At 63.6% G+C, this 21,462-nt stretch carries 29 protein-coding genes; 9 read left to right on the top strand and 20 right to left on the bottom strand.

Annotated features, from left to right (window positions below; genetic code table 11):
- From ABID44_RS15520 to ABID44_RS15500, 5 genes are all read right to left on the bottom strand, one after another.
- On the bottom strand, nt 1–203 hold a 203-nt coding region (locus ABID44_RS15520; protein ID WP_435521462.1), incomplete at its 3' end, for an electron transfer flavoprotein subunit beta/FixA family protein.
- Nucleotides 204–413: 210 nt separating this feature from the next.
- Nucleotides 414–1,184: a rhomboid family intramembrane serine protease gene (locus tag ABID44_RS15515; RefSeq protein WP_354152621.1), complete on the bottom strand. Its 771-nt coding sequence runs from the start codon at nt 1,182–1,184 to the stop codon at nt 414–416.
- 21 nt (nt 1,185–1,205) lie between these two features.
- Nucleotides 1,206–1,787 carry a cob(I)yrinic acid a,c-diamide adenosyltransferase gene (locus tag ABID44_RS15510; RefSeq protein ID WP_354152620.1) on the bottom strand — a complete coding sequence of 194 codons (582 nt, stop codon included), beginning with the start codon at nt 1,785–1,787 and terminating at the stop codon, nt 1,206–1,208.
- 18 nt (nt 1,788–1,805) lie between these two features.
- Nucleotides 1,806–1,997 (bottom strand): twin transmembrane helix small protein, encoded by a 192-nt coding sequence (locus ABID44_RS15505; RefSeq protein ID WP_354152619.1) that lies wholly within the window; start codon nt 1,995–1,997, stop codon nt 1,806–1,808.
- 36 nt (nt 1,998–2,033) lie between these two features.
- Nucleotides 2,034–2,873, bottom strand: a complete 840-nt coding sequence (locus ABID44_RS15500) for an SDR family oxidoreductase (protein WP_354152618.1) — start codon at nt 2,871–2,873, stop codon at nt 2,034–2,036.
- Between the two features lie 68 nt (nt 2,874–2,941).
- Between ABID44_RS15500 and ABID44_RS15495 the strand changes: the two genes are divergently transcribed.
- Nucleotides 2,942–3,802 (top strand): YihY/virulence factor BrkB family protein, encoded by an 861-nt coding sequence (locus ABID44_RS15495; protein ID WP_354152617.1) that lies wholly within the window; start codon nt 2,942–2,944, stop codon nt 3,800–3,802.
- Here the strand turns inward: ABID44_RS15495 and ABID44_RS15490 are convergent.
- Together ABID44_RS15490 and gluQRS are read right to left on the bottom strand one after the other, a co-directional pair.
- Entirely contained in the window at nt 3,769–4,665 is an 897-nt protein-coding gene (locus ABID44_RS15490; protein ID WP_354152616.1) for a DMT family transporter, read from the bottom strand. The two genes, ABID44_RS15495 and ABID44_RS15490, sit on opposite strands and share 34 nt — an antisense overlap.
- 94 nt (nt 4,666–4,759) lie before the next feature.
- Complete coding sequence (gene gluQRS / locus ABID44_RS15485) at nt 4,760–5,635, bottom strand: tRNA glutamyl-Q(34) synthetase GluQRS (protein WP_354152615.1); 876 nt, start codon at nt 5,633–5,635, stop codon at nt 4,760–4,762.
- A 101-nt stretch (nt 5,636–5,736) separates the two neighbouring features.
- On the opposite strand from gluQRS, the gene ABID44_RS15480 reads away from it, so the two are divergent.
- The gene (locus tag ABID44_RS15480; RefSeq protein WP_354152614.1) at nt 5,737–6,378 is read left to right on the top strand and encodes a DNA-3-methyladenine glycosylase family protein; all 642 of its coding nucleotides are present in this window, start codon (nt 5,737–5,739) and stop codon (nt 6,376–6,378) included.
- A 134-nt stretch (nt 6,379–6,512) separates the two neighbouring features.
- The gene (locus ABID44_RS15475) at nt 6,513–7,070 is read left to right on the top strand and encodes an HNH endonuclease (protein ID WP_354152623.1); all 558 of its coding nucleotides are present in this window, start codon (nt 6,513–6,515) and stop codon (nt 7,068–7,070) included.
- 26 nt (nt 7,071–7,096) lie between these two features.
- Here ABID44_RS15475 and ABID44_RS15470 read toward each other — a convergent pair whose 3' ends face one another.
- From ABID44_RS15470 to ABID44_RS15450, 5 genes are all read right to left on the bottom strand, one after another.
- The gene (locus tag ABID44_RS15470; RefSeq protein WP_354152613.1) at nt 7,097–7,393 is read right to left on the bottom strand and encodes an HPr family phosphocarrier protein; all 297 of its coding nucleotides are present in this window, start codon (nt 7,391–7,393) and stop codon (nt 7,097–7,099) included.
- Nucleotides 7,390–7,791: a PTS sugar transporter subunit IIA gene (locus tag ABID44_RS15465; protein ID WP_035027144.1), complete on the bottom strand. Its 402-nt coding sequence runs from the start codon at nt 7,789–7,791 to the stop codon at nt 7,390–7,392. The genes ABID44_RS15470 and ABID44_RS15465 overlap by 4 nt, the downstream gene beginning before the upstream one ends.
- A gap of 145 nt (nt 7,792–7,936) precedes the next feature.
- A complete protein-coding gene (locus ABID44_RS15460; RefSeq protein ID WP_354152612.1) occupies nt 7,937–8,407 on the bottom strand; it encodes an HPr kinase/phosphorylase in 471 nt (156 codons plus the stop codon).
- Entirely contained in the window at nt 8,404–10,176 is a 1,773-nt protein-coding gene (locus tag ABID44_RS15455) for a sensor histidine kinase (RefSeq protein ID WP_378226642.1), read from the bottom strand. The genes ABID44_RS15460 and ABID44_RS15455 overlap by 4 nt, the downstream gene beginning before the upstream one ends.
- Nucleotides 10,177–10,206: 30 nt before the next feature.
- A complete protein-coding gene (locus tag ABID44_RS15450; protein ID WP_035027225.1) occupies nt 10,207–10,908 on the bottom strand; it encodes a response regulator transcription factor in 702 nt (233 codons plus the stop codon).
- Between the two features lie 322 nt (nt 10,909–11,230).
- Between ABID44_RS15450 and ABID44_RS15445 the strand changes: the two genes are divergently transcribed.
- The 4 genes from ABID44_RS15445 to ABID44_RS15430 all read left to right on the top strand — a co-directional run bounded on the left by ABID44_RS15445 (nt 11,231) and on the right by ABID44_RS15430 (nt 14,691).
- A complete protein-coding gene (locus ABID44_RS15445; protein WP_354152610.1) occupies nt 11,231–12,841 on the top strand; it encodes a phosphoenolpyruvate carboxykinase in 1,611 nt (536 codons plus the stop codon).
- An 80-nt stretch (nt 12,842–12,921) separates the two neighbouring features.
- Nucleotides 12,922–13,359, top strand: coding sequence for an alternative ribosome rescue aminoacyl-tRNA hydrolase ArfB (gene arfB, locus ABID44_RS15440; RefSeq protein WP_354152609.1), 438 nt, complete (start codon nt 12,922–12,924; stop codon nt 13,357–13,359).
- Nucleotides 13,360–13,534: 175 nt separating this feature from the next.
- Nucleotides 13,535–13,993 carry a peptidoglycan-binding protein LysM gene (gene lysM / locus ABID44_RS15435; RefSeq protein WP_354152608.1) on the top strand — a complete coding sequence of 153 codons (459 nt, stop codon included), beginning with the start codon at nt 13,535–13,537 and terminating at the stop codon, nt 13,991–13,993.
- 86 nt (nt 13,994–14,079) lie between these two features.
- Entirely contained in the window at nt 14,080–14,691 is a 612-nt protein-coding gene (locus ABID44_RS15430; RefSeq protein WP_354152607.1) for an alpha-ketoglutarate-dependent dioxygenase AlkB family protein, read from the top strand.
- A 9-nt stretch (nt 14,692–14,700) separates the two neighbouring features.
- Here the strand turns inward: ABID44_RS15430 and coaA are convergent, their stop codons facing one another.
- The 8 genes from coaA to hisB are packed head-to-tail and all read right to left on the bottom strand — an operon-like array spanning nt 14,701 to nt 20,151.
- Nucleotides 14,701–15,660 (bottom strand): type I pantothenate kinase, encoded by a 960-nt coding sequence (coaA, locus tag ABID44_RS15425; protein ID WP_354152606.1) that lies wholly within the window; start codon nt 15,658–15,660, stop codon nt 14,701–14,703.
- A 26-nt stretch (nt 15,661–15,686) separates the two neighbouring features.
- Nucleotides 15,687–16,013, bottom strand: coding sequence for a phosphoribosyl-ATP diphosphatase (locus ABID44_RS15420; protein WP_354152605.1), 327 nt, complete (start codon nt 16,011–16,013; stop codon nt 15,687–15,689).
- Between the two features lie 8 nt (nt 16,014–16,021).
- A complete protein-coding gene (gene hisF / locus ABID44_RS15415; RefSeq protein ID WP_354152604.1) occupies nt 16,022–16,816 on the bottom strand; it encodes an imidazole glycerol phosphate synthase subunit HisF in 795 nt (264 codons plus the stop codon).
- Between the two features lie 19 nt (nt 16,817–16,835).
- Complete coding sequence (locus ABID44_RS15410; RefSeq protein ID WP_354152603.1) at nt 16,836–17,672, bottom strand: arginase family protein; 837 nt, start codon at nt 17,670–17,672, stop codon at nt 16,836–16,838.
- The gene (hisA, locus tag ABID44_RS15405) at nt 17,669–18,418 is read right to left on the bottom strand and encodes a 1-(5-phosphoribosyl)-5-[(5-phosphoribosylamino)methylideneamino]imidazole-4-carboxamide isomerase (protein ID WP_354152602.1); all 750 of its coding nucleotides are present in this window, start codon (nt 18,416–18,418) and stop codon (nt 17,669–17,671) included. The genes ABID44_RS15410 and hisA overlap by 4 nt, the downstream gene beginning before the upstream one ends.
- Nucleotides 18,415–19,065, bottom strand: a complete 651-nt coding sequence (gene hisH, locus ABID44_RS15400) for an imidazole glycerol phosphate synthase subunit HisH (RefSeq protein ID WP_354152601.1) — start codon at nt 19,063–19,065, stop codon at nt 18,415–18,417. Before hisH ends, hisA begins: the two co-directional genes overlap by 4 nt.
- A 1-nt stretch (nt 19,066) precedes the next feature.
- The gene (locus ABID44_RS15395) at nt 19,067–19,549 is read right to left on the bottom strand and encodes a DUF2628 domain-containing protein (protein ID WP_354152600.1); all 483 of its coding nucleotides are present in this window, start codon (nt 19,547–19,549) and stop codon (nt 19,067–19,069) included.
- A 2-nt stretch (nt 19,550–19,551) separates the two neighbouring features.
- Nucleotides 19,552–20,151 (bottom strand): imidazoleglycerol-phosphate dehydratase HisB, encoded by a 600-nt coding sequence (gene hisB, locus ABID44_RS15390; protein ID WP_354152599.1) that lies wholly within the window; start codon nt 20,149–20,151, stop codon nt 19,552–19,554.
- 184 nt (nt 20,152–20,335) lie between these two features.
- Between hisB and hslV the strand changes: the two genes are divergently transcribed.
- Together hslV and ABID44_RS15380 are read left to right on the top strand one after the other, a co-directional pair.
- Complete coding sequence (hslV, locus tag ABID44_RS15385; RefSeq protein ID WP_354152598.1) at nt 20,336–20,887, top strand: ATP-dependent protease subunit HslV; 552 nt, start codon at nt 20,336–20,338, stop codon at nt 20,885–20,887.
- Nucleotides 20,877–21,389: a GNAT family N-acetyltransferase gene (locus ABID44_RS15380; RefSeq protein WP_354152597.1), complete on the top strand. Its 513-nt coding sequence runs from the start codon at nt 20,877–20,879 to the stop codon at nt 21,387–21,389. The genes hslV and ABID44_RS15380 overlap by 11 nt, the downstream gene beginning before the upstream one ends.
- Nucleotides 21,390–21,462 lie beyond the last annotated feature (73 nt).

Raw genomic sequence — 21,462 nt, 5'->3', positions numbered from 1 at the left:
GCCTGGCTCGGCCCGACCGAGACAACAACGATCTCCTCGACCTTGCCCGCCTCCTTCAGCCGGATCGCCTCCTCAACCGCAATCTCGTCAAACGGATTCATCGCCATCTTAACATTGGCAAGCTCAACGCCGCTGCCGTCGGCCTTCACGCGAACCTTGACATTCGCATCAACAACCCGCTTGACGGGCACGAGAACTTTCATGTTGCACTCACCTCTCGAGATGTCATCGGGAGCGCAATAACAGCGCTTTCCCTGTCAAATTTGTCCAAAGCCGACATTCCAGCGCCAATGTACCGCTATTCGGCGACCTGTAGTGGCGGGAGGGCTTCCGCAGGCGGCCGGAACCGTAGTTTGGGCCTCCGGACCCGTCAATATGCGCAATTCAAACAAATCGGTTGAAATGCCGCAGCTCTACTGTCTTCCCCAGCGTGGAGCCGGCCTGGCTCCAGCAACGCGCGCATCATCGGCCGCAACGGGCGTCGCGCCATCGGCGACAGCTTCCGCCGGAGCAAGCAGGGGTACGCTCCGACGCTTGAAAACCAGAACCATGGCGGCGCCTGCGAGAACGCCGCCAACGTGGCAGGCCCACGAAATCTGATCTTCGGACATGCCAAGGAACATGACGAACTGCAAGGCGATCCACGCCGCCAGCGCCCACCAGGCCGGCACACGCAGCGGTATGCGGGCGAAGGCGAGTATCCAGAGCTTGTTGCGCGGATAAAGCAGGAGATAGGCGGCCACGACGCCGGCCACGGCGCCGGAGGCCCCGATCAGCGGCGCCTGCGATTCCGGCGCCACCAGCCCGTGCACGAGAGCGCCGGCCGCCGCACTCAGCAGATAGAAGGCGAGGAAGCGCAAATGCCCCATGGCGTCCTCGACATTGTCTCCAAACACCCACAGGAACAGCATGTTGCCGCCAAGGTGCAGGATATCGAGATGCAGGAATGAATAGGTGAGGTAGCTCCAGCGCTCCGGCACCACCACGAACTGCGGCGCAAGCTCGGCATGGTTGTAGACCACGGAGGGGATGAAGCCCAAGCCGAGCATGGCCGCGTTGGAAAAATCCTCCCCGCCCACAGTGGTCATGCAGTAGGCGAGGATATTGAACGCGATCAACCCGATCGTGACGTAGGGAAACCTGATGTAGTGCAGACGGTTCGTGTCATGCAGCGGAATGAACATAGGACTCCTGCAGCCGCGGATTCAGCGGTTCTTGCCCGGAACCCATAGCACATCGGCGTTTCCGTTGTCATTGACCGCCCTTGCGGCGACGAACAGCAGGTCGGACACGCGGTTGATGTAACGAACGCCTTCGGGATTGACGTGCTCGCCTTCGATCTGCGTCAGCGCCACCATCTCGCGCTCGGCCCGGCGGGCCACCGTGCGCGCCAGGTGCAGCGCCGCAGCCGCCGGCGTGCCGCCGTTCAGCACGAAGGAGCGCAAGGGCTGAAGATCCTTGTTCAGGAGATCGATGTCCTGCTCCACGCGCGCCACCTGCGATGCGATGATGCGCAATGGCTCATAATCGAGCTTCCTGCCGGTGTCGGGCGTCGACAGATCGGCCCCGAGATCGAACAGATCGTTCTGGATGCGGCCGAGCATGGCGTCGATGTCCGGACGGCAGGCTGTGGTATGGACGCGAGCCATGCCGATGCAGGCGTTCGCCTCGTCGACGGCCCCGTAAGCTTCCACCCGCTGGTCGCATTTCAGCCGCCGCTCGCCGCTGCCCAGCCCTGTCGAACCGCCGTCGCCGGTGCGGGTGTAGATCTTGTTCAGCCTGACCATGCCATGCTCCGCAAAATGCTACCTGCCGGCGAAATAGACGGCGAGAAGCAGGAAAACCAACGCCACGAATTGCAGGATGACGCGTGCCTGCATCAGCTTGTTGGACGTATTGCCCGAACCGCCGCGCATCATGTTGATGAGGCCGCGGACAAGGACCACGACCACAGCAAACATGAAGATGACGGCGATGATATTGAAGACGGTTGTCATGGGAAAGTGTCCGGTTTCTGTGTCGGGCGGTGTCGGTCAGGCCGCTTTCGAGAGAATTCGATAAAGCATGTCGGCCGGCAGCAGACGCTTCATCAGCACACCGATCCTGGCGGGCGCCGTCACCACATAATGCGGCCGGGGACTCCGCGACACAAGAGCATGTCTGAGCGCCTTGTAGACGACCTGCGGGTCGGCCCTCACCTTCTCGCCGGCGTTGCGAACCTGCGAAAGTTGAGCCCGGTAATCGTCGCGATAGTGTGAATTGCCATAGTCGACATGCTTCAGGAACCAGGTCATGCCGTTCTTGTGAATATTGGAGGTCACCGGTCCCGGCTCGATCAGCGAGACATGGATGCCGCTGCCCTCCAGCTCCTGCCGCAGCGCCAGCATCAGGCCCTCCACCGCATATTTGGAAGCGCAATAGGCCCCGCGCAAGCGAGCCGGCATCAGACCCAGAATGGACGAGCAATGCACCAGCCGGCCATGCCCCTGCGCGCGCATCGCCGGCAGCACGCGGCGGGTGAGATCGTGCCAGCCGAAGACATTGGCCTCGAACTGTTCTCGCAACGCCTCCACCGGCAGATCCTCGACCGCCCCGGCCTGCGCATGCGCGCCATTGTTGTAGAGCGCGTCCAGCCGTCCGCCAGTGCGTTCCATCACGGCCGACACCAGCGCCTCGATCGATTCCGGTTCGCGATAGTCGAGATAGAAGGCCTCGAAGCCCTCCTGCTCCAGCACCGCGATGTCTGCGGGCTTGCGCGCCGTGGCGAACACCCGCCAGCCATCGGTCTTGAGCGCCCGCGCGCAATGCGCACCGATGCCAGACGACGCCCCGGTGACGATGATGGTGGGTAACTGTGTTGCGGGACCGGCCATTCTTCCCCGGGGCTTGTCTTTCGGGGTCAACCCTTCCCATATTCGCGGCTTCGATTCAATCGTGGGACATGCCATTGCTACGCAGGATCGCAGCCGTCAAACGTGTTCTCTATGACGCGCTCGGACATTTCAACAATGACGACGGATGGGCCATGGCCAGTCATCTGGCCATCTCCGCGCTGATGGCGCTGTTCCCGTTCCTGATCTTCGCCACGACGCTGGCTTCCTTCCTCGGCGCGCAGGCCTTTGCAGACACAGCGGTGCATCTGGTCTTCGACACGTGGCCGGAGCAGATCGCCAAGCCTATCGCCAACGAGGTTCTCAACGTGCTGACCGTCCAGCGCACGGACCTGCTCACCTATGGCGTGCTTCTGGCCGCCTTTTTCGCCTCCAACGGCATCGAGGCGCTACGCACCTCTCTCAACCGCGCCTATCGGGTGTTGGAGAACCGGGGCATCATCTACCGCCGGGTGCAAAGCCTGATCTTCGTGCTGATCGGATCCGCCGTCTTCTTCGCGATAAGCGTGCTTCTCGTGTTCGCGCCTCTGCTCGCGCGCCTTGCCGAGGCGAGGTTCGAATGGATCAGCCCCTACATGGGCACCATCACCTTCTGGCGCTACACGGTCGCCGCCACGGTCATCATCGGCGGTCTTATCGCCGTGCATGTCTGGCTGCCCGCCGGCCGGCGCACCTTCCTGTCCATCCTGCCCGGCATCGCCTTCACGCTGGTCGCCTGGTTCGTCGGATCGATCGTGTTCGCCACCTATATCGACAATTTTTCATCATACGCCTCGACCTATGCAGGTCTGGCGTCGATCATGATCGCCGTGGTCTTCCTCTACATCGTCTCAGCGATCTTCATTCTCGGCGGTGAGTTGAACGCGGCCATCAACCGCTATCTGGAGGCGCGCGCCCGGGTCGGCGCCTGATATCCCCGCGAGCGGGCGGTCGCCAGCCCGACGCCGAGGGTGGTGGTCGCCATGCCGGCAATCTGCACGGGCGTCAGGCTCTCGCCGAACAGGGCCCAGGCCATCAGGGCGGTCACCGCCGGCACCAGATAGAACAGCGAGCCGACCTTCGACATCTCGCCGTCGCGGATGAGGATCATCAACAGGAAGATCGCACCGACCGACAGCACCAGAACCAGCCACGCCATGGCGAAGACGAGTTCCCCGTTGAGCATGACGGTGCGTGTTTCGAACAGCAGCGAAGCCGTCACGGCGACAGCCGCACCGCCGATATATTGCCAGAAGGTCCCGGTCACCAGATCGCCGCCCGAGCCGTGACGCTTCTGCCAGATGGTGCCGGCGCTGATGGCGAGCACCGACAGCACCGACGCTGCAAGCGTCGCAACGGTGATGCCGCTGCCGGCCACCCCGAGCTTCGGCCACAACACGGTGATCACGCCGACCAGCCCGATGCCGAGTCCCAGCCAATGCCTTGGCTGGATTTTCTCGCCAAGGAACTGCCCCGCCATAACCGCCGTGATCAGCGGCTGGAGCCCGGCCACCAGCGCCGTCAGCCCCACAGGCATCCCCTCGTAAATCGCCCAGAATACGCCGCTCAGATAAACGCCATGCATCAGCGCGCCGGCGCCGGCGACGTGCAGCGCCGTGCGGCCCGACAGCTTGCGCGCTCCCAGAAACACGATCAGCAGAGCGAAGATGATCGCCGCGAAGACGAAACGAGCGCCAAGAAAGATGAACGGTTCCGACCACGGCATGGCATAGCGCGCGCCGATGAAACCCGTCGCCCACAACACGACGAACAGCGGAGGAATGAGGCGCTTCATCGCAAACCTTTCAGCCGGTCAAGCCGGCACGCTTGCCGCACGCCTTAGCGGCGCAAGCCTTGTCAGGCAAAGAAAAACCAATGGACCATGCGTCTCACAGGCCTGCGAGACGCCTGACGTCGTCGGGCGTCTTTCCATCGCTGCGCAGCGCCGCGAGCCCCGTAGCTCTCAGGCTCTTCGACAGCTTGCGCCCATCGGGATCGAGGAGCAGGCGGTGGTGCCGATAGTGAAGCGACGGCAGGCCGAGCAATTCCTGCAGAAGCCGCTGGATGGCGGTGGCGTGATAAAGGTCCCTGCCCCGCACCACATGCGTCACGCCCTGCAAGGCGTCGTCGACCACCACCGACAGGTGATAGCTGGTCGGGATTTCGCGCCGCGCCAGGATGACGTCGCCCCAGGCTTCAGGATCGGCATCGACAGCGCCGACCTGCGTAAGGCCGTCATCCTGATATTCCCGCCATGACAGAGGTCGCCCGACCCGCGCCAGCGCCCCTCCCACATCCAGCCGCCACGCGAAGGGCTGGCCGGCTTCCATCCGCCGCCGCCTTTCCCTGCCGCCGAGCATCCTGTCGAGGCCCGGGTATAGCGGCGCGCCATCCGGGTCGCGCGGCCAGTTGCGACCGCCTTCCGGCTGCGCGGCGATGTGCGCCCTGATCTCGCCCCGGCTCATGAAGGCCGGATAGACGAGTTCCTCCCGGACAAGGCGCGCCAAAGCCTGTTCATATTCGCTGAAATGTTCGGACTGACGCCGGACGGGCTCCTCCCACGCAATGCCGAGCCAGCGCAGATCCGCACGGATGCTGGCCTCATATTCAGGCGTGCAGCGTGTCAGGTCGATGTCCTCGATGCGCAAAAGCAGCCGGCCGTCTTGGATCTTCGCCAGATCCCTGTTGAGCAGTGCCGAAAAGGCGTGGCCCAGATGCAGTTCGCCATTGGGGCTCGGCGCGAAGCGGAATGTCGGTCCTGTCATCCTGTGGCGGCAATCGGGTTGTTCGGCTCTTGCGGCGATTGCTACTCTCGGCCATCAACAGACACAAGCCATCCTCGCCGGAGGCGCATCAACGGCATCCTATGCAACGCATCGAAACGAGTGACCATATCGCGCTTGGCCTTGAGGCGCTTTGCGTTCTCGATCACCGGCTCGCGGCCGTTCGGGCGGCGGCGGGCGAGGTTCCGCTACGTCTGTCGGAACCCGGTTTCGCCAGCCTCGCCTCCATCCTCGTATCCCAGCAGGTGTCGCGCGCCAGCGCCGACGCGATATATGGCCGGCTGACCACGCTGCTCGATCCGCTCACGCCGCAGGCCGTTCTGGAGGCGCACGAAAGCGTTTTCCGCACGGCCGGCTTGTCGCGCCCCAAACAGCGCGGCCTGCTCGCAGCCGCACAGGCCGTGGCGGAAGGGCTCGACCTCCACGGCCTGTGCCTGCTCGATGCGGGCGAAGCGCATGGGCGGCTCACCGCCATTCCCGGCGTCGGCACATGGACCGCGGACTGCTATCTGCTTTTCGCCGCCGGCCATCCCGACATTTTTCCCGCCCGCGATGTCGCCCTGCAAACCGCTGTCGGCCATGCGCTGGCCATCGACCCGCGCCCCGGCGAAAAGGCGCTTCTCGGGCTGGCCGAATCATGGCGCCCATGGCGGGGCGTCGCTGCACGCCTGTTCTGGGCCTACTATCGCGAATTGCGGGGCCGTGAGGCCGCCCCATCAGCCTGAGAGTGCAAAAAACCGCTTCAAACACGCATGTTTGAGGGGTTTGCGAACGCATAATCCGCTTCACATGACTGTCATGGGAGGCGTACACTATCCGCGACATCCAAAGCATGGACAGGGCAAAGGAGGTTGGACAGGTGACGGTCGCCGTATCTCCGGATGGGCTTCCCGCACTGGTGCTGAACGCGGATTATCGCCCGCTCAGCTACTATCCCCTGTCGCTGTGGTCGTGGCAGGACGCCATCAAGGCCGTGTTCCTGGATCGCGTCAACATCGTCGCCGAGTATGAGCAGGCCATTTCATCGCCCAGTTTCTCGATGAAGCTGCCCAGCGTGGTGAGCCTCAAGACCTACGTGAAGCCGTCGCGCTATCCGGCCTTCACCCGCTTCAACGTGTTCCTGCGCGACCGTTTTCGTTGCCAGTATTGCAACACGGCCGAAGATCTTACTTTCGACCACGTCATCCCACGTCGTTGTGGCGGCACGACGACGTGGGAGAACATAGTCGCCGCCTGCTCCCCCTGTAACCTGCGCAAAGGGGGAATGCTGCCTTCGCAAGCCAGAATGTGGCCGCAGCAGAAGCCCTACCGCCCCACCGTCCAGGACCTTCACAACAACGGCCGACTCTTTCCGCCCAACCATCTGCACGAAAGCTGGATGGACTTTCTCTACTGGGATGTCGAACTGGAGCCTTGATGGGCAAGACGGGCGGCAAGCCCGATCTAGACCTCTTCGCCGAAACGATTGGAGATCAGGTCCGCCAGCGCATCGAGCGCGGGACCCGCTTCGGGACCTCTGGCAATCACGCGCACCGAACAGCCGGGGCTCGCCGCCAGCATCATCAGGCCCATGATCGAGGTGCCGCCGACGCGCATGCCGTCCTTCTCAACGGCGATCTCGGCGTCGAAGCCGCTGACCATCTGCACGAATTTGGCCGAGGCGCGGGCATGCAGGCCGCGCTGGTTGACGATTTCGACGTCACGCGCGAGCTCTTCCCTATTATCCAGACCCGTGCTCATTTGCTGGCCAGAAGCTGGCTTGCGACATTGATGTATTTGCGGCCGGCGGCCTGAGCCTCCTCCAGCGCAGCATCCATGTCGTCGTTCTTGCGCACGCTCGACAGCTTGATCAGCATCGGCAGGTTCATGCCGGCGATCACCTCGGTGCGCCCGGCCTCCATGACCGAAATGGCGAGATTGGAGGGCGTGCCGCCAAACATGTCGGTAAGCACGATCACACCGGTTCCGGTGTCCACGTCGGCCACCGCCTCGACGATATCGCGGCGACGCTGCTCCATATCGTCATCGGCGCCTATCGACACCGTCGCGACATGGTCCTGAGGACCGACCACATGTTCCAGTGCATAGCGGAACTCTTCGGCCAGTCGACCGTGCGTGACGAGCACGAGTCCGATCATCGTTGGATGGCTCCCGTCATGGCCCCTTCACAAGCGCTTTTTATACTCGCCACCCCGGCGGCATGGGTGCGCTATCTTGTCGAGACGCGGCGCGTTGACAAGCCCTAAAGTGCGCCGTGGCGGACCATTTTGCCGCAGCGCAGCATCAAACTGCATCAAATGGCGGCATTTTCAACCAGCATATAAGCATTCCGGAGGCGGAAATCACGTTTCGGGCGGGCAAATCGATCCGTTGGATCGCGCAGCCGGCAATCACCTCGCTGGCCTCTTCCTGCACCCGCATCAGCCTGTCTTCGGGGACAAGACGGGCGACGAGGTCGATCACGGCGGCGGTTTCCACCCGTAGCGCGCGCGGGCCAAGGCCCCGCACCTCGACCAGACCGGAGATCGGAGGCGGCGCATGGCACACCAGCCGCCCGGCCTTGTCGTTCACGAAAAGCTGATCGTCGGCGACCAGCCGCGCGAAGCGTCCTTGCCGGCTGAAGCGTTCGATCAGGGCCAGCGCCAGGGTGCTTTTTCCGGAGCCGGACGGACCGGTGATGAGGACGCCGCGATCCCCCAGCACAACCGCCGTACCATGGACATTGGCAGGCGCGGGCGTGTGCCAAGCGGTCACGGTTCGACCGGCAGGGTGATGGTGAAGCGCGCCCCCCTCACCTCGCCCGGCTTGGCGCCGGGAACGTTCCCCGCCGTCAGCGTCCCGCCATGCGCCTCGATGATCTGGCGACTGATCGACAGGCCGAGGCCCGAATTCTGGCCGAACGCCTCGCTCGACGGACGATCGGTGTAGAAGCGCTCGAAAATGCGCTCGAACGCATCGGCGCGAATGCCCGGCCCATTGTCATCGATGGTGATGATGTTCGAATTGCCGGCCCGCTCCAGAGATATGGAGATGACGCCATGTTCATCCGGCACGAAGGAACGTGCATTCTCGATCAGGTTGGTGATCACCTGGCCCAGCCGCAACTCATGGCCGCTGACGCGATAACCTTTCGCGCCCTGCGGCAGCCCGGCGACGTGAAGCTGGATGTCGACCGGCTTCTTGTGGCGGGAAGCCTCGCGCGACACCGCGACGAGATCGGTGATGAACTTCTTCAGGTCCACGCTGCCCGCATCCTCGCGGGCGAGTTCGGCGTCGAGGCGGGAAGCATCGGAGATATCGGTTATCAGCCGGTCGAGACGGCGCACGTCATGCTGGATCACTTCCAGCAGCCGCTCGCGCGACGCCTCGCTCCTGGCCAGCGGCAGCGTCTCCACCGCGCTGCGCAACGAGGTCAGCGGGTTCTTCAGTTCGTGGCTGACGTCGGCGGCGAAACTTTCAATGGCTTCGATGCGCGCATAAAGCGCGTTGGTCATGTCGCGCACCGCTACCGAGAGATTGCCGATCTCGTCCTGACGGTCGGAGAAATCGGGAATCTCCTCGCGGTTCTTGACGCCGCGCCGCACGCGAACCGCCGCCGCCGCCAGCCGGCGCAGGGGATTGGCGATGGTGGAGGCCAGAAGCAGCGACATCAGCGCCGTGACCATCGCAGCGATGGCGAACACGCGCAGGATCGCCTTGCGCTCGGCCGCGACGATCTTGTCGATATCGCCTTCCGTGGACAGCATCAGCACGCCCAGCACGGCGCGGAAGCGCTGGATCGGAACGGCGACCGACACCACCTGCTCACCCTTCTCGGAAATACGCACGATGGTTGAGGGGCTTCCGGTCAAAGCCTTCATCACCTCGGGATAAGCCGCCCCGTTGCCGCCCGGCTGCTCATGGTAGACCGGCAGGTCGCGGTTGCGGAACAGGTCGAAGACGAACTTCTCCGCCCGCTCCAGGATATTCGGCTCGTCTTCATCCACCGGCGGCAGGTCGTAGCGCAGAATCTGGCCGCGCGAATAGAGCCGGCGCGAATCGAGCAACAGCACGGTGTCTCGGTCGTAGACGCGGGCGCGGACCTTGGTGGGCGAGATCAGCCGGCGCAGCAGGGGGGCGACACGCTCCGGATTGATCGGGAAATCGAGATTGTCGAGCTGGTCGGAGCCCGGCGCGAGGCTCTCGCCCGCCTGTAGCTCCAGCAGTTTCTCGGGATCGATGCTGATCGAATCGGTCTCGATCGTGGCCGAAGAGGCGATGGCCCCGGCGATGATCTCGCCCTGCGTCATCAGGCTTTCAACGCGCGCGTCGATGAGACCGTCGCGGAAGGTGTTGAGGTAGAGGATACCCGTCACCATGACGGCGAGGCCCGCCAGATTGACGAACAGGATGCGCCTTGTGAGGCTTGAGAAAAAGTGGTGGCCGAGAAAGCGGCGGATCGGCACCGTCACCCGCGACAGAACCGAAAGACGACGGGCCGGCCGCCTTGCTGTGCCGGCCGTCTTCTTCAGTTGTACTTCCATGGCCATGGCCCTGCGGCCCCCATTGCGGTGTTACGCTTCCTTGAAGCGGTAGCCGACACCGTACAGCGTCTCGATCATGTCGAAGTCGTCGTCCACCGCCTTGAACTTCTTGCGCAGCCGCTTGATGTGGCTGTCGATGGTCCGGTCGTCCACATAGACCTGCTCATCATAAGCCGAATCCATCAGCGCGTCGCGGCTCTTGACGACGCCGGGCCGTTGCGCCAGCGAGTGCAGGATGAGGAACTCGGTCACGGTCAGCGTCACCGGCTGCCCCTTCCAGGTGCAGGTGTGACGCTCCTGATCCATGACAAGCTGGCCGCGTTCCAGCGAGCGGGTCTGCTGGTTGGGAGATTTCGCGGCGGTTTCGCGCGCGCCGGCGCGGCGCAGCACGGCCTTGACGCGTTCGACGAGCAGCCGCTGCGAGAACGGTTTGCGGATGAAGTCGTCGGCGCCCATCTTGAGGCCGAACAGCTCATCGATCTCGTCGTCCTTCGAAGTCAGGAAAATGACGGGCAGATCGGTTTTCTGGCGCAGGCGGCGCAGCAGCTCCATGCCGTCCATGCGCGGCATCTTGATGTCCAGAATGGCGAGGTTCGGCGGACGGGCGGCGAGCCCCTCCAGCGCCGAAGCGCCGTCCGTATAAGTCTCGACCCGGTAGCCCTCGGATTCCAGGGCGATGGAAACCGAGGTCAGGATGTTGCGGTCGTCGTCGACAAGCGCGATCGTTGCCATTTCGAGCGGCTCCCTCATGGGCGGCTGTCCCTTCTCAAAGCAGAAGGGCTTGTGCAGGACAAATTAGGTACAAAATGTGGCGCGTTCATTCAACCACGCCGTGCCGCCATTCAGGTTTGCAGCCGGCAAAAATCGGTACAGGCCGCCCACACCCTGGCGCACCGTTACGGTTTTACACATATCTAAACGATTTAAACAACTTTCAAAATTTTTAAATCGATTAATTATTTGATATTATTTGGATTTTCTGTTTCTGAGCGGGAAAGGCCTCGGTGGTGGCGGCCTTATGCTCTTCGCATCTGCGTATATTGAAAGGACTTCCATGTCGGAAATCGGCAAACGCAATCCTGTACTCGGGCTCGATGCGCTCGGCCTTCGCACCTCCGGAAAGGTGCATTACAATCTCGGCCCGGCCGAGCTTTGCGAGGAGGCGGTCCGCCGCGGCGAGGCCCGCCTCACCGCGCATGGCGCGCTGCTTGCGGATACCGGGCAGTACACGGGCCGCTCGCCCAGGGACAAGTTCGTCGTTCGTGACGAAAGCACGGAAGCTGAAGTCTGGTGGGACAACAACAACCCCATGACGCGGGCGCAGTTCGATGCGCTCTACGCCGATTTCCTGAAGCACGCGGCCGGCAAGGACCTGTTCGTGCAGGATCTGATCGGCGGCGCCGACCGTTCGCTTTCCCTGCCGACCCGCGTCGTCACCGAGTTCGCATGGCACTCGCTGTTCATCCGCAATCTGCTGATCCGCCTCACCGATGAGGAAATCGCCGATTTCGTGCCGGAAATGACAATCATCGACCTGCCCTCCTTCCGCGCCGACAACGCTCGACACGGCGGCCGCAGCGAGACCCTGATCGCCGTCGACCTGGCCCGCAAGATCGTGCTGATCGGCGGCACGCAATATGCAGGCGAGATGAAGAAGTCGGTGTTTACGGCTCTCAACTACATCCTGCCCGCCAAGGGCGTCATGCCGATGCACTGCTCGGCCAATGAAGGACCGGACGGCGACGCGGCCGTGTTCTTCGGCCTTTCCGGCACTGGCAAGACCACGCTTTCGGCCGATCCCAGCCGCACTCTCATCGGCGACGACGAGCACGGCTGGGGCCCGGACGGCATCTTCAACTTCGAGGGCGGCTGCTACGCCAAGACCATCCGTCTCTCGGCCGAGGCCGAGCCGGAAATCTTCGCCACCACCCGCCGCTTCGGCACGGTGCTGGAAAACGTCGTCCTCGACGACAAGCGCGTGCCCGACTTCGACGACGGTTCGCGCACCGAGAACACGCGCTGCGCCTATCCGCTCGATTTCATCCCGAACGCCAGCACGACCGGGCGCGCCAGCCATCCGAAGAACATCATCATGCTGACGGCCGACGCCTTCGGCGTCATGCCGCCGATTGCGAAACTGACGCCTGCGCAGGCCATGTATCACTTCCTGTCTGGCTACACCGCCAAGGTGGCCGGGACCGAGCGTGGCGTCACCGAGCCGGAAGCGACCTTCTCCACCTGCTTCGGCGCGCCGTTCATGCCGCGCCATCCATCGGAATACGGTAACCTGCTGCGCGAGCTGATCGCCGGGCACGGCGTCGATTGCTGGCTGGTCAACACCGGCTGGACCGGCGGCGCTTATGGCGTGGGCCACCGCATGCCGATCAGGGCGACCCGCGCCCTGCTGACCGCCGCCCTCGACGGCTCGCTGAAGCAGGTCGCGTTCCGCACCGACCCGAATTTCGGCTTCGAGGTGCCGGTCTCGGCGCCTGGCGTCGACCAGTCGATCCTCGATCCGCGCTCGACCTGGGCCGACAAGGAAGGTTACGACAGGCAGGCCGCCAGGCTGGTCGGCATGTTCATCGAGAACTTCGGCAAGTTCGAGAGCCATGTCGACGCCACGGTCAGGAGCGCCGCTCCGCGCGTGCAGGAAGCGGCGGAGTAAGGCTTCGACAATCCCGATACGGAAAGGCCCGGTTTCGATCGGGCCTTTTCTTTTCGTTCATCAGACCGCATGACTGCGTCATGGGCACAGAGGACAACATCGTCATCGGCTGGGAAGCCGTCATCCATCCCGACGAACTTGAGGAAGTGTTCATCCGCGCCTCGGGACCGGGCGGCCAGAACGTCAACAAGGTGGCCACCGCCGTTCAGTTGCGGTTCGACGCCGCCAATGCGCGCGGCCTGTCGCAGCGCGTGCGGGAGCGCACGATAAAGCTCGCAGGCCAGCGCGCCACAAAGGACGGCGTGATCGTCATCGAGGCGGCGCGCTTCCGCACACAGGAGCAGAACCGCGCCGACGCCCGCCAGCGGCTGGTGGCGCTGATCGCCAAAGCGGCGGAGCCGCCGCCCCCGCCACGCAAGAAGACCCGGCCCACCAAAGGCTCCGTCGAGCGCCGGCTGAAGGCCAAGGCAGGGCGCGCCGTGGTGAAGAAATTGCGCGGCAGGGTCGACAGCGATTGACAATGCCGCGTTGTCCTCCATTTTCCTTCATCAGAGCGCCATGCGTCCTGTCGGGCGCACAAAGGACGCTCCGACATTTTGGTTGAGTATCGGAGCAATCCGAAAAACCGCGGATAGTGTTCGGCCCGACGCTCTGACTGCGAAGACATTGTTGGTTTAATAAAAGGAGACCTCCATGGGTATTTTCGACTTCGTAAAGAATGTCGGCGCCAAGCTTGGCTTCGGCGACGATGAAACGCCTGACGCGGAGGCGCTGAAGAAGGAGCTCGATTCGCACAAGCTCGGCACTGATGGCGTCAAGATCGAGGTCAACGGCGACACGGCGGTTCTGAAGGGCGAAGTCGCGGACCAGTCCGCACTCGAAAAGGCTATCATCGCAGTCGGCAATACGTTGGGCGTCTCCAAGGTGCAGGCCGACGAGCTGACGGTCTCGACGCCGGACGCGACGGTCAAGGAAGCCGTGTTCTACACCGTCAAGAAGGGCGACAATCTTTCCAAGATCGCCGAGGCCCATTACGGCAAGGGCAAGGCTTCGAAATACACCGTCATCTTTGAAGCCAACAAGCCGATGCTGACGCACCCCGACAAGATCTATCCCGGCCAGGTGCTGCGCATTCCCGATCTCGAAGGCTGAAATCTGAGCGTTTCCTGAAGGAGCGGCGGCTTTCGGGTCGCCGTTCTGCTTTTGGGGTCGCATAAAGACGAGGTCAGGATCGGGCCATGTCACCACTGCCGGAAGGCGTACGCCATTTTCCGCTTTATCTGTCGCCGCAACAGCAGGCGGCGCTTGTCGAGAAAATCCGGCAGGCGGTGCAGGCCGCTCCGCTTTTCGTGCCCGCCATGCCGCGCACCGGCAAGGAAATGAGCGTACGCATGACCAATTGCGGCGAGCTTGGCTGGGTCACCGACAAGGAACGCGGCTACCGCTACCAACCCACCCATCCGGCAACCGGCGCGCCATGGCCGCCGATCCCCGAAATACTGCTTTCGATCTGGCGCGACGTTTCCGGCCATGAAAAGCCGCCGCAGGCCTGTCTCGTCAATTTCTACGACGAGAACGCCCGGATGAGCCTGCATCAGGATCGCGACGAGCAGGATTTTTCCGCGCCTGTCGTGTCTGTGTCACTGGGGGACGATTGCCGCTTCCGCATCGGGGCCACGGAGCGGAACGGGCCGACCGTTTCGCTGCGGCTGGCGAGCGGCGACGTTCTCGTGCTGGGCGGACAAAGCCGCCTTGCCTATCATGGCGTCGATCGCATCTACCCGCAGACCTCGCCGCTTCTGAAGAACGGCGGCCGCATCAACCTGACCCTGCGGCGCGTGACGGCCTGAGCGTTGCGCCTACAGCTTGCGAAGCGCCACTTCCTCGATCAGGTGGTCGGCTCCCTTGCGCAGGATGAGATCGGCGCGCGGCCGTGTGGGCAGGATATTTTCGCGCAGGTTCTTCAGGTTGATGTTCATCCAAAGACCCTCGGCGATAGCCTGAGCGGCGTCTTCCGAAAGCTGCGAATAACGGTGGAAGAAGGAATCCGGATTGCGGAAAGCCGTATCGCGCAGCCGCATGAAGCGAGCGATGTACCAGTCGTGGATCAGCTTCTCATCGGCGTCGATGTAGATGGAGAAGTCGAAGAAATCCGAGAGGAACGGCACGAACTTGCCGTCCGGCGGCAGGCGGCGCGGCTGCAGGACGTTGAGTCCCTCGAAGATCAGGATGTCGGGCCGGTCGATCGTGATGAAGGTGTCGGGAATGACGTCATAGGTCAGGTGCGAATAGACCGGAGCCTTGACGTCCTTCTCGCCTGACTTGATCGCCGACAGGAAACGCAGCAGCGCGCCTACGTCGTAGCTTTCGGGAAAGCCCTTGCGCTCCATCAGGTTCTCGCGGCGCAACATCTCGTTGGGCAGCAGGAAGCCGTCTGTCGTGATGAGATCGACCTTGGGGGTGGAGGGCCAGCGGGCAAGAAGATCCTTCAGCACGCGTGCGGTGGTCGATTTGCCGACCGCGACCGAACCGGCGATGCCGATGATGAAGGGGGTCTTGGCCGCGCTCTTGCCGTTGAAGAACACGCGCCGCTGCGCGGCCAGAAGCTGCATCGCCTCCACATGTGCGGAAAGCAGCCGCGACATCGACAGGTAAATACGGCGCACCTCGTCCAGATCCACCGGATCGTTGAGCGAGCGCAGCCGGTTGATTTCGTCCCCCGTGAGGGTCAGTGGCGTATCGGCCCTGAATTTCGACCATTCTTGCGCCGAAAAGAACAGGTAAGGGGAATATTGTGCGGTCGGCGCAAGCTGATCCATCGCGTCTCCTGCCTCGGCTTCGGGCGTCAGCCCGGCTGGCTGCGGGATGCCTTTTCGGCGACACCCGACCGGCCTGTGCGCTGCTCGAGCTCGCCGAGCACGTCCTCCAGCGAGACACCCGCGATCGCGAGCACGACAAGCCAATGATAAAGAAGATCCGCACTTTCCGAAATGACGGCTTTCGTATCGCCCTTGACCGCGGCGATGACCGTTTCGACAGCCTCTTCACCCAGCTTCTGGGCGGCCTTGTCCATACCTGTGGCGAACAGCTTTGCAGTCCAGGAATCGGGATCGCCCGAGCGCGCCCGCTCGCGGATCGTTGCTTCCAGGTCGGAGAGCGAGAAACTGGCCATGCCGCCGTTTAGTGCCGATCAGGGCCGGAGTCGAGTCGAACCTCGATGCCCGCCGCCGCCATATGCGCCTTCGCCTCGGCGATGGAATAGGTGCCGAAATGGAAGATCGAGGCTGCAAGCACCGCCGTCGCATGGCCGTCGCGTATGCCTTCGACCATATGGTCGAGATTGCCGACGCCGCCGGAAGCGATGACCGGCGCACGCACCGCATCCGCCACGGCGCGCGTCAGAGCGATGTCGTAGCCTGCCTTGGTGCCGTCGCGATCCATCGAGGTGAGCAGGATCTCGCCGGCCCCGAGATCCACCACCCTTTGCGCGAACGCGATTGCGTCTATGCCGGTCTTCTCACGGCCGCCATGGGTGAAGATTTCCCAGCGATCCGCCTCGCCCGCGCCGCTCACCTTCTTGGCGTCGATGGCCACGACGATACACTGGTTGCCGAACTTGTCGGCGGCTTCCGCCACGAAATCCGGGTTCTTCACCGCCGCCGTGTTGATCGACACCTTGTCAGCCCCGGCCAGCAGCAGCTTGCGGATATCGGCCACCTGCCGCACGCCGCCGCCCACCGTCAGCGGCATGAAGCAGTGTTCGGCAGTGCGCGCCACCACGTCGAAAATGGTCTCGCGGTTGTTAGAGGAAGCGGTGATGTCGAGGAAGCAAAGCTCGTCCGCGCCGGCGGCGTCATAGGCACGCGCGGCTTCGACCGGATCGCCGGCATCGACCAGATCGACAAAATTGACGCCTTTGACCACACGGCCGTCCTTGACGTCGAGGCAGGGGATGACACGGGCCTTGAGGGTCATGCGCAAACGTCCTTGTCCATCAGATTCGCTCAAGCGCCGCGAGCAGATCGGTAAGCAGATGCCCGGCCACCGGGGGCACATCCCCCTGCGGGTCGAAAGCCGGATCATAAGCCGAAAGCGTCACGCCGGTGATCGGCATGGAACGGGCGATGGCGCACACGATTCGTCCCAGTTCCTCCGGCCCCGGCCCGCCGGGAGTCGTGTAGCGGTTGACCTGCAATATGTCGGGATCGATCACGTCCAGATCTATGTGGAGATGTGTGCGCACCGCGCCAGCCGCCTGCAACCTGCCCGCCTGCTCCGCCGCGCTCGCGCAACTGGCGCGCAGCACCGGCAACCCGTCGAGCAGCTTGCGCTCGTCGTCGTCGAGGTCGCGCGCATCGACCAGCAGGCAACGGGCCGGGTCGACCTCCCGGAAGCCGGGAATCGTGTGTGCGATCGGCTCCCAGCACAAGCCAAGCACGGTCGCCAGCGCCATACCGTCGAGAAAGCCGTGAACGGAGGTTTCCGGCGTGTTGATGTCGCCATGCTGATCGAACCAGATGATGGAATCGGCCTGTTCACCCGCCACCGCGCCGACCGTGGTGAGGCAATTGCCCGACAGCACGACCGGGAAACGGCCATCCTCCAGCGCGGCGTCCACCCTTGCCGCGACTTCACGGCAGACGGCAAAGCCCGTCGCGATCTCACGCGGCTGGTCGCCGCCGACCTTGCCGATGTCCGCGACATCGACATCGTGGCCCGCCAGCGTCAGCGCCTCGACCAGCCCCCCCGTGATCAGCGCCTCCGGGCCCAGGCCGAAACCGGACTGGTAATGGCCGCTGTCATAAGGCGCCAGGATGACCGCGAGCTTCATTGCACGGCCCGGCCCGCGCGCGCCTCGCGCAATATGGAAAGCGCCTCGGCCGGATCGATGCGCCCGTCATAGAGCGCGCGACCGGAAATCGCTCCTTCAAGCTTTGCCGCGTCGGGCATGGTCATGCGCACGATATCGGCGATGGAAGCGAGCCCGCCGGACGCGATCACCGGGATCGACACCGCCTCGGCCAGATCGATGGTCGAGTTCCAGTTGATGCCGGCCAGAACGCCGTCACGGTCGATGTCGGTGTAGATGATGGCCGCCACGCCCGCCCCCTCGAACTTCTTCGCCAGTTCGATGACTCCGAGTTCGGAAGCTTCCGCCCAGCCCTCGACCGCCACCTTGCCGCCGCGCGCATCGATGCCGACCGCGATCCTGCCGGGGAACGCCTTGCAGGCTTGCTTCACCAGTTCAGGCTCGCGCACCGCGACCGTGCCGAGGATGACGCGGGCCAGCCCCTTGTCCAGCCAGCTTTCGATATGCGCTATGCTGCGAATGCCGCCGCCGAGCTGCACCGGATTCTTCGTCGCCTTGAGGATCGCCTCGACGGCCGCGCCGTTGACGCTCTGCCCCTCGAAAGCGCCGTTGAGATCGACGACATGCAGCCACTCGAACCCCTGCGCCTCGAAGGCGCGCGCCTGCGCGGCGGGATCGTCATTGTAGACGGTCGCCTGATCCATGTCGCCGAGCCGGAGGCGCACGCACTGGCCGTCCTTGAGGTCGATGGCGGGGAAAAGGATCATGGCTTCCACCTCAGGAAGTTGGCGATGAGGGCGAGACCCAGCGTCTGGCTTTTTTCGGGATGGAACTGGGTGCCAACGAGATTGTCGCGCGCCACGGCGGCCGTCACCGGCCCGCCATAGTCGGCCACGGCGATAACCTGCTCCGGCTTGTGCGCATCCAGATGGTAGGAATGGACGAAATAGGCGTGCAGCCCGTCCGGGCCGGTCGGGATTCCGGCAAAAACCGGATGATCGCGCGTCACCTCGATCGTATTCCAGCCGATCTGCGGAATTTTCAGCGAAGGATCGGACGGCGTAATTTCCTTCACATCCCCGGCGATCCAGCCGAAGCCTTGCGTGACCGTCTTTTCCAGCCCCCGTCCGGACATGAGCTGCATGCCGACGCAGATGCCCAGAAACGGCTTGCCACGGACAATGGCGGTTTCCTGCACCGCCTCCCACATGCCGTCAACGGCGCGCAAGCCGGCGGCGCAATCGGCATAGGCCCCGACGCCCGGCAGCACGATGCGGTCGGCGCTGCGCACGCGCTCCGCATCCGCCGTCAGCTCGATGTCCGCCACAATACCGTTGTCACGCGCCGCGCGCTCGAAGGCCCTGGTCGCCGAGCGCAGATTGCCCGACCCGTAATCGATGATGGCTACGCGCATGTCAGTGTCTGCCGTATGGGATAAGGCCGAGCGAAGGCGCAGGCCGTGCCGGACGCCGCCCCGCTGTTTCCGCGGGAACGATGGCGACAGCCGGTTCCGGCTCATCAGGTTCGGCGGCCGCCTCATGCGCGTAGCGCATATAAGCCTCGTCGGCGTCACCGCCTTCGACCACGCCCCATTGCCGGTAGCCGCGCCGACGGAGCGCAGCAACGCGCATCGCCTGCCCTTCCAGCCCGACATAGATGGAGACGAGCAGCCCCAGCAGCGATCCGGCGAAACCCATGCCGGCCATTTCACCGAAACCGGAAAAAGCGCCCATAAGCAGGATGGCGACGATGGCCTCCGCCCACAGTCGATGCCACAACAGCCACAGCGGCGGTACCAGGAACGCCGGCCACGAGAAGCCGTCGCGCACAAATACGGCCTGTTCGGCTCTGGCTTGCGGGCTGCCGGAAGGCGGCAGCATCACGACATGGCTGGCCATCGCTACCCCTTCAGCGATCCCTTGGTTGAGGGAATGGCGTCCGGCTGGCGCGGATCGGGTTCCGTCGCCATGCGCAACGCCCGCGCCACCGCCTTGAAGCAGGTTTCGGCGATGTGATGGTTGTTCGCGCCGTAATGGTTGGTGACGTGCAGCGTGATGCCGGCATGCTGCGACAGCGCCTGAAAGAATTCACGCACCAGTTCGGTGTCGAACGTGCCGATCTTGGGCGCGGAAAATTCGACGTTCCAGACGAGAAACGGGCGGCCGGAAACATCGACGGCGGCCCCCGTCAGCGTCTCGTCCATGGCGAGGTCGATCGAGGCGTAACGCATGATGCCGCGCCGCTCGCCCAGCGCCTTCGCCAATGCCTGTCCGATGACGATGCCGGTGTCCTCCACCGTATGGTGATCGTCGATATGCAGGTCGCCCTTGGCGCGCACCGCCATGTCGATCAGCGAATGGCGCGACAGCTGGTCCAGCATATGGTCGAAGAAGCCGACACCGGTGGAAATGTCGGATTTGCCGGCGCCGTCGACATGCAGCGAAACCGTGATCTCGGTCTCCTTCGTCTTGCGGCTGACTTCGGCTGAACGTTCGACCATGGGACCTCTTCCCTTTTCCTCAAGGGCAAACTTGGAAAACGCATGCCTTCTAGCAGCATGAGTGGGCGATTGCCAGTTGCCAAAGCGGCGTTTGCAATCGGGCGGCGGCGACATAAATATGCAGCAAACATCTCGTCATGCGCCGTTCGCTTGATACAAGGCCGGCGCGATATCGGAGCATCACATGTCGAATGAACTGACCATGCACGCCACGACCATCATCACCGTGCGCAAGGGTGGCAAGGTGGTCATCGCCGGCGACGGACAGGTGAGCCTTGGCCAGACCATCATGAAGGGCAACGCAAAAAAAGTTCGCCGCATCGGCAAGGGCGGCAACGTCATCGCCGGTTTCGCCGGCGCCACCGCCGACGCCTTCACCCTCATGGAACGGTTGGAAGCCAAGCTCGAACAATATCCGGACCAACTCACCCGCGCCTGCGTCGAACTGGCCAAGGACTGGCGCACCGACCGCTATCTGCGCCGGCTGGAAGCCATGATGCTGGTGGCCGACAAGAGCGTGTCGCTGGCGCTGACCGGCACCGGCGACGTGCTGGAACCGGAACACGGCGTCATGGCCATCGGCTCCGGCGGCAACTATGCGCTGGCCGCCGCCCGCGCGCTGATGGACACCGACAAGAACGCCGAGGAAATCGCCCGCAAGGCGATGGAGATCGCCGCCGATATCTGTGTCTACACCAACCACAGTTTCGTGGTGGAAACTCTCGATGAGGCCTGATGACGAGGATGCCTACGGCTTTCGCCCGCTGACCCGCGCCGACCTGCCGCTTCTGGCGCGGTGGCTGGCCGAGCCACACGTCGCCCGATGGTGGGGAGAAAGGGACCGGGAGCTCGAAAGCATCGCCAGCCATATCGACAGCATTGCAGTCGAGCCTTTCATCATCGAGCTCGACGGCAAGCCGGTCGGCTATATCCAGAGTTATGATCCCTATCTGGAGGAAGGCGACAATCCCTTCGACGATCAGCCCTTCGGCACGCTCGGCATCGACCAGTTCATCGGCGAACCTTCCCTCGTCGGGTTCGGTCACGGTCCGCGCCTGATCACACAGTTCGCGCAGATGATGTTCGAAGAAGGCGCGCCGCGCCTGATCGTCGATCCCGCCCCGACCAACAGCCGCGCCATCCGCGCCTACGAAAAGGCCGGCTTCCGCCCGCTCGGGCCACGCAACACGCCGGACGGCGAGGCGCTGCTGATGGTTCTCGATGCCGAAGACGACTGAGCGGCAAAACTTTTCCCTTCAAATCGCCACGCTATGTGTTGTGCTCACGATGACCGCATGGCGATGATTCGCT

The organism is Aquamicrobium ahrensii, from assembly GCF_040545755.1.
In the GTDB taxonomy this organism is placed as follows: domain Bacteria; phylum Pseudomonadota; class Alphaproteobacteria; order Rhizobiales; family Rhizobiaceae; genus Mesorhizobium; species Mesorhizobium ahrensii.
Note: the sequence above shows the minus strand (reverse complement) of the source record. Positions and strands in the feature narration are given on the sequence as shown.

Coding starts and splice junctions, on each gene's coding strand:
- ABID44_RS15380 (WP_354152597.1), top strand. CDS start 20,877: ATGAGGCCTGATGACGAGGATGCCTACGGCTTTCGCCCGCTGACCCGC.
- ABID44_RS15515 (WP_354152621.1), bottom strand. CDS start 1,184: ATGTTCATTCCGCTGCATGACACGAACCGTCTGCACTACATCAGGTTT.
- hisF (WP_354152604.1), bottom strand. CDS start 16,816: ATGACCCTCAAGGCCCGTGTCATCCCCTGCCTCGACGTCAAGGACGGC.
- ABID44_RS15495 (WP_354152617.1), top strand. CDS start 2,942: ATGCCATTGCTACGCAGGATCGCAGCCGTCAAACGTGTTCTCTATGAC.
- lysM (WP_354152608.1), top strand. CDS start 13,535: ATGGGTATTTTCGACTTCGTAAAGAATGTCGGCGCCAAGCTTGGCTTC.
- coaA (WP_354152606.1), bottom strand. CDS start 15,660: ATGGATCAGCTTGCGCCGACCGCACAATATTCCCCTTACCTGTTCTTT.
- ABID44_RS15395 (WP_354152600.1), bottom strand. CDS start 19,549: ATGGCCAGCCATGTCGTGATGCTGCCGCCTTCCGGCAGCCCGCAAGCC.
- ABID44_RS15420 (WP_354152605.1), bottom strand. CDS start 16,013: ATGGCCAGTTTCTCGCTCTCCGACCTGGAAGCAACGATCCGCGAGCGG.
- ABID44_RS15470 (WP_354152613.1), bottom strand. CDS start 7,393: ATGAGCACGGGTCTGGATAATAGGGAAGAGCTCGCGCGTGACGTCGAA.
- ABID44_RS15430 (WP_354152607.1), top strand. CDS start 14,080: ATGTCACCACTGCCGGAAGGCGTACGCCATTTTCCGCTTTATCTGTCG.
- hisA (WP_354152602.1), bottom strand. CDS start 18,418: ATGATCCTTTTCCCCGCCATCGACCTCAAGGACGGCCAGTGCGTGCGC.
- gluQRS (WP_354152615.1), bottom strand. CDS start 5,635: ATGACAGGACCGACATTCCGCTTCGCGCCGAGCCCCAATGGCGAACTG.
- ABID44_RS15455 (WP_378226642.1), bottom strand. CDS start 10,176: ATGGAAGTACAACTGAAGAAGACGGCCGGCACAGCAAGGCGGCCGGCC.
- ABID44_RS15450 (WP_035027225.1), bottom strand. CDS start 10,908: ATGGCAACGATCGCGCTTGTCGACGACGACCGCAACATCCTGACCTCG.
- ABID44_RS15410 (WP_354152603.1), bottom strand. CDS start 17,672: ATGAAGCTCGCGGTCATCCTGGCGCCTTATGACAGCGGCCATTACCAG.
- ABID44_RS15445 (WP_354152610.1), top strand. CDS start 11,231: ATGTCGGAAATCGGCAAACGCAATCCTGTACTCGGGCTCGATGCGCTC.
- ABID44_RS15510 (WP_354152620.1), bottom strand. CDS start 1,787: ATGGTCAGGCTGAACAAGATCTACACCCGCACCGGCGACGGCGGTTCG.
- arfB (WP_354152609.1), top strand. CDS start 12,922: ATGGGCACAGAGGACAACATCGTCATCGGCTGGGAAGCCGTCATCCAT.
- ABID44_RS15465 (WP_035027144.1), bottom strand. CDS start 7,791: ATGATCGGACTCGTGCTCGTCACGCACGGTCGACTGGCCGAAGAGTTC.
- ABID44_RS15500 (WP_354152618.1), bottom strand. CDS start 2,873: ATGGCCGGTCCCGCAACACAGTTACCCACCATCATCGTCACCGGGGCG.
- ABID44_RS15490 (WP_354152616.1), bottom strand. CDS start 4,665: ATGAAGCGCCTCATTCCTCCGCTGTTCGTCGTGTTGTGGGCGACGGGT.
- ABID44_RS15505 (WP_354152619.1), bottom strand. CDS start 1,997: ATGACAACCGTCTTCAATATCATCGCCGTCATCTTCATGTTTGCTGTG.
- hisB (WP_354152599.1), bottom strand. CDS start 20,151: ATGGTCGAACGTTCAGCCGAAGTCAGCCGCAAGACGAAGGAGACCGAG.
- hisH (WP_354152601.1), bottom strand. CDS start 19,065: ATGCGCGTAGCCATCATCGATTACGGGTCGGGCAATCTGCGCTCGGCG.
- ABID44_RS15480 (WP_354152614.1), top strand. CDS start 5,737: ATGCAACGCATCGAAACGAGTGACCATATCGCGCTTGGCCTTGAGGCG.
- hslV (WP_354152598.1), top strand. CDS start 20,336: ATGTCGAATGAACTGACCATGCACGCCACGACCATCATCACCGTGCGC.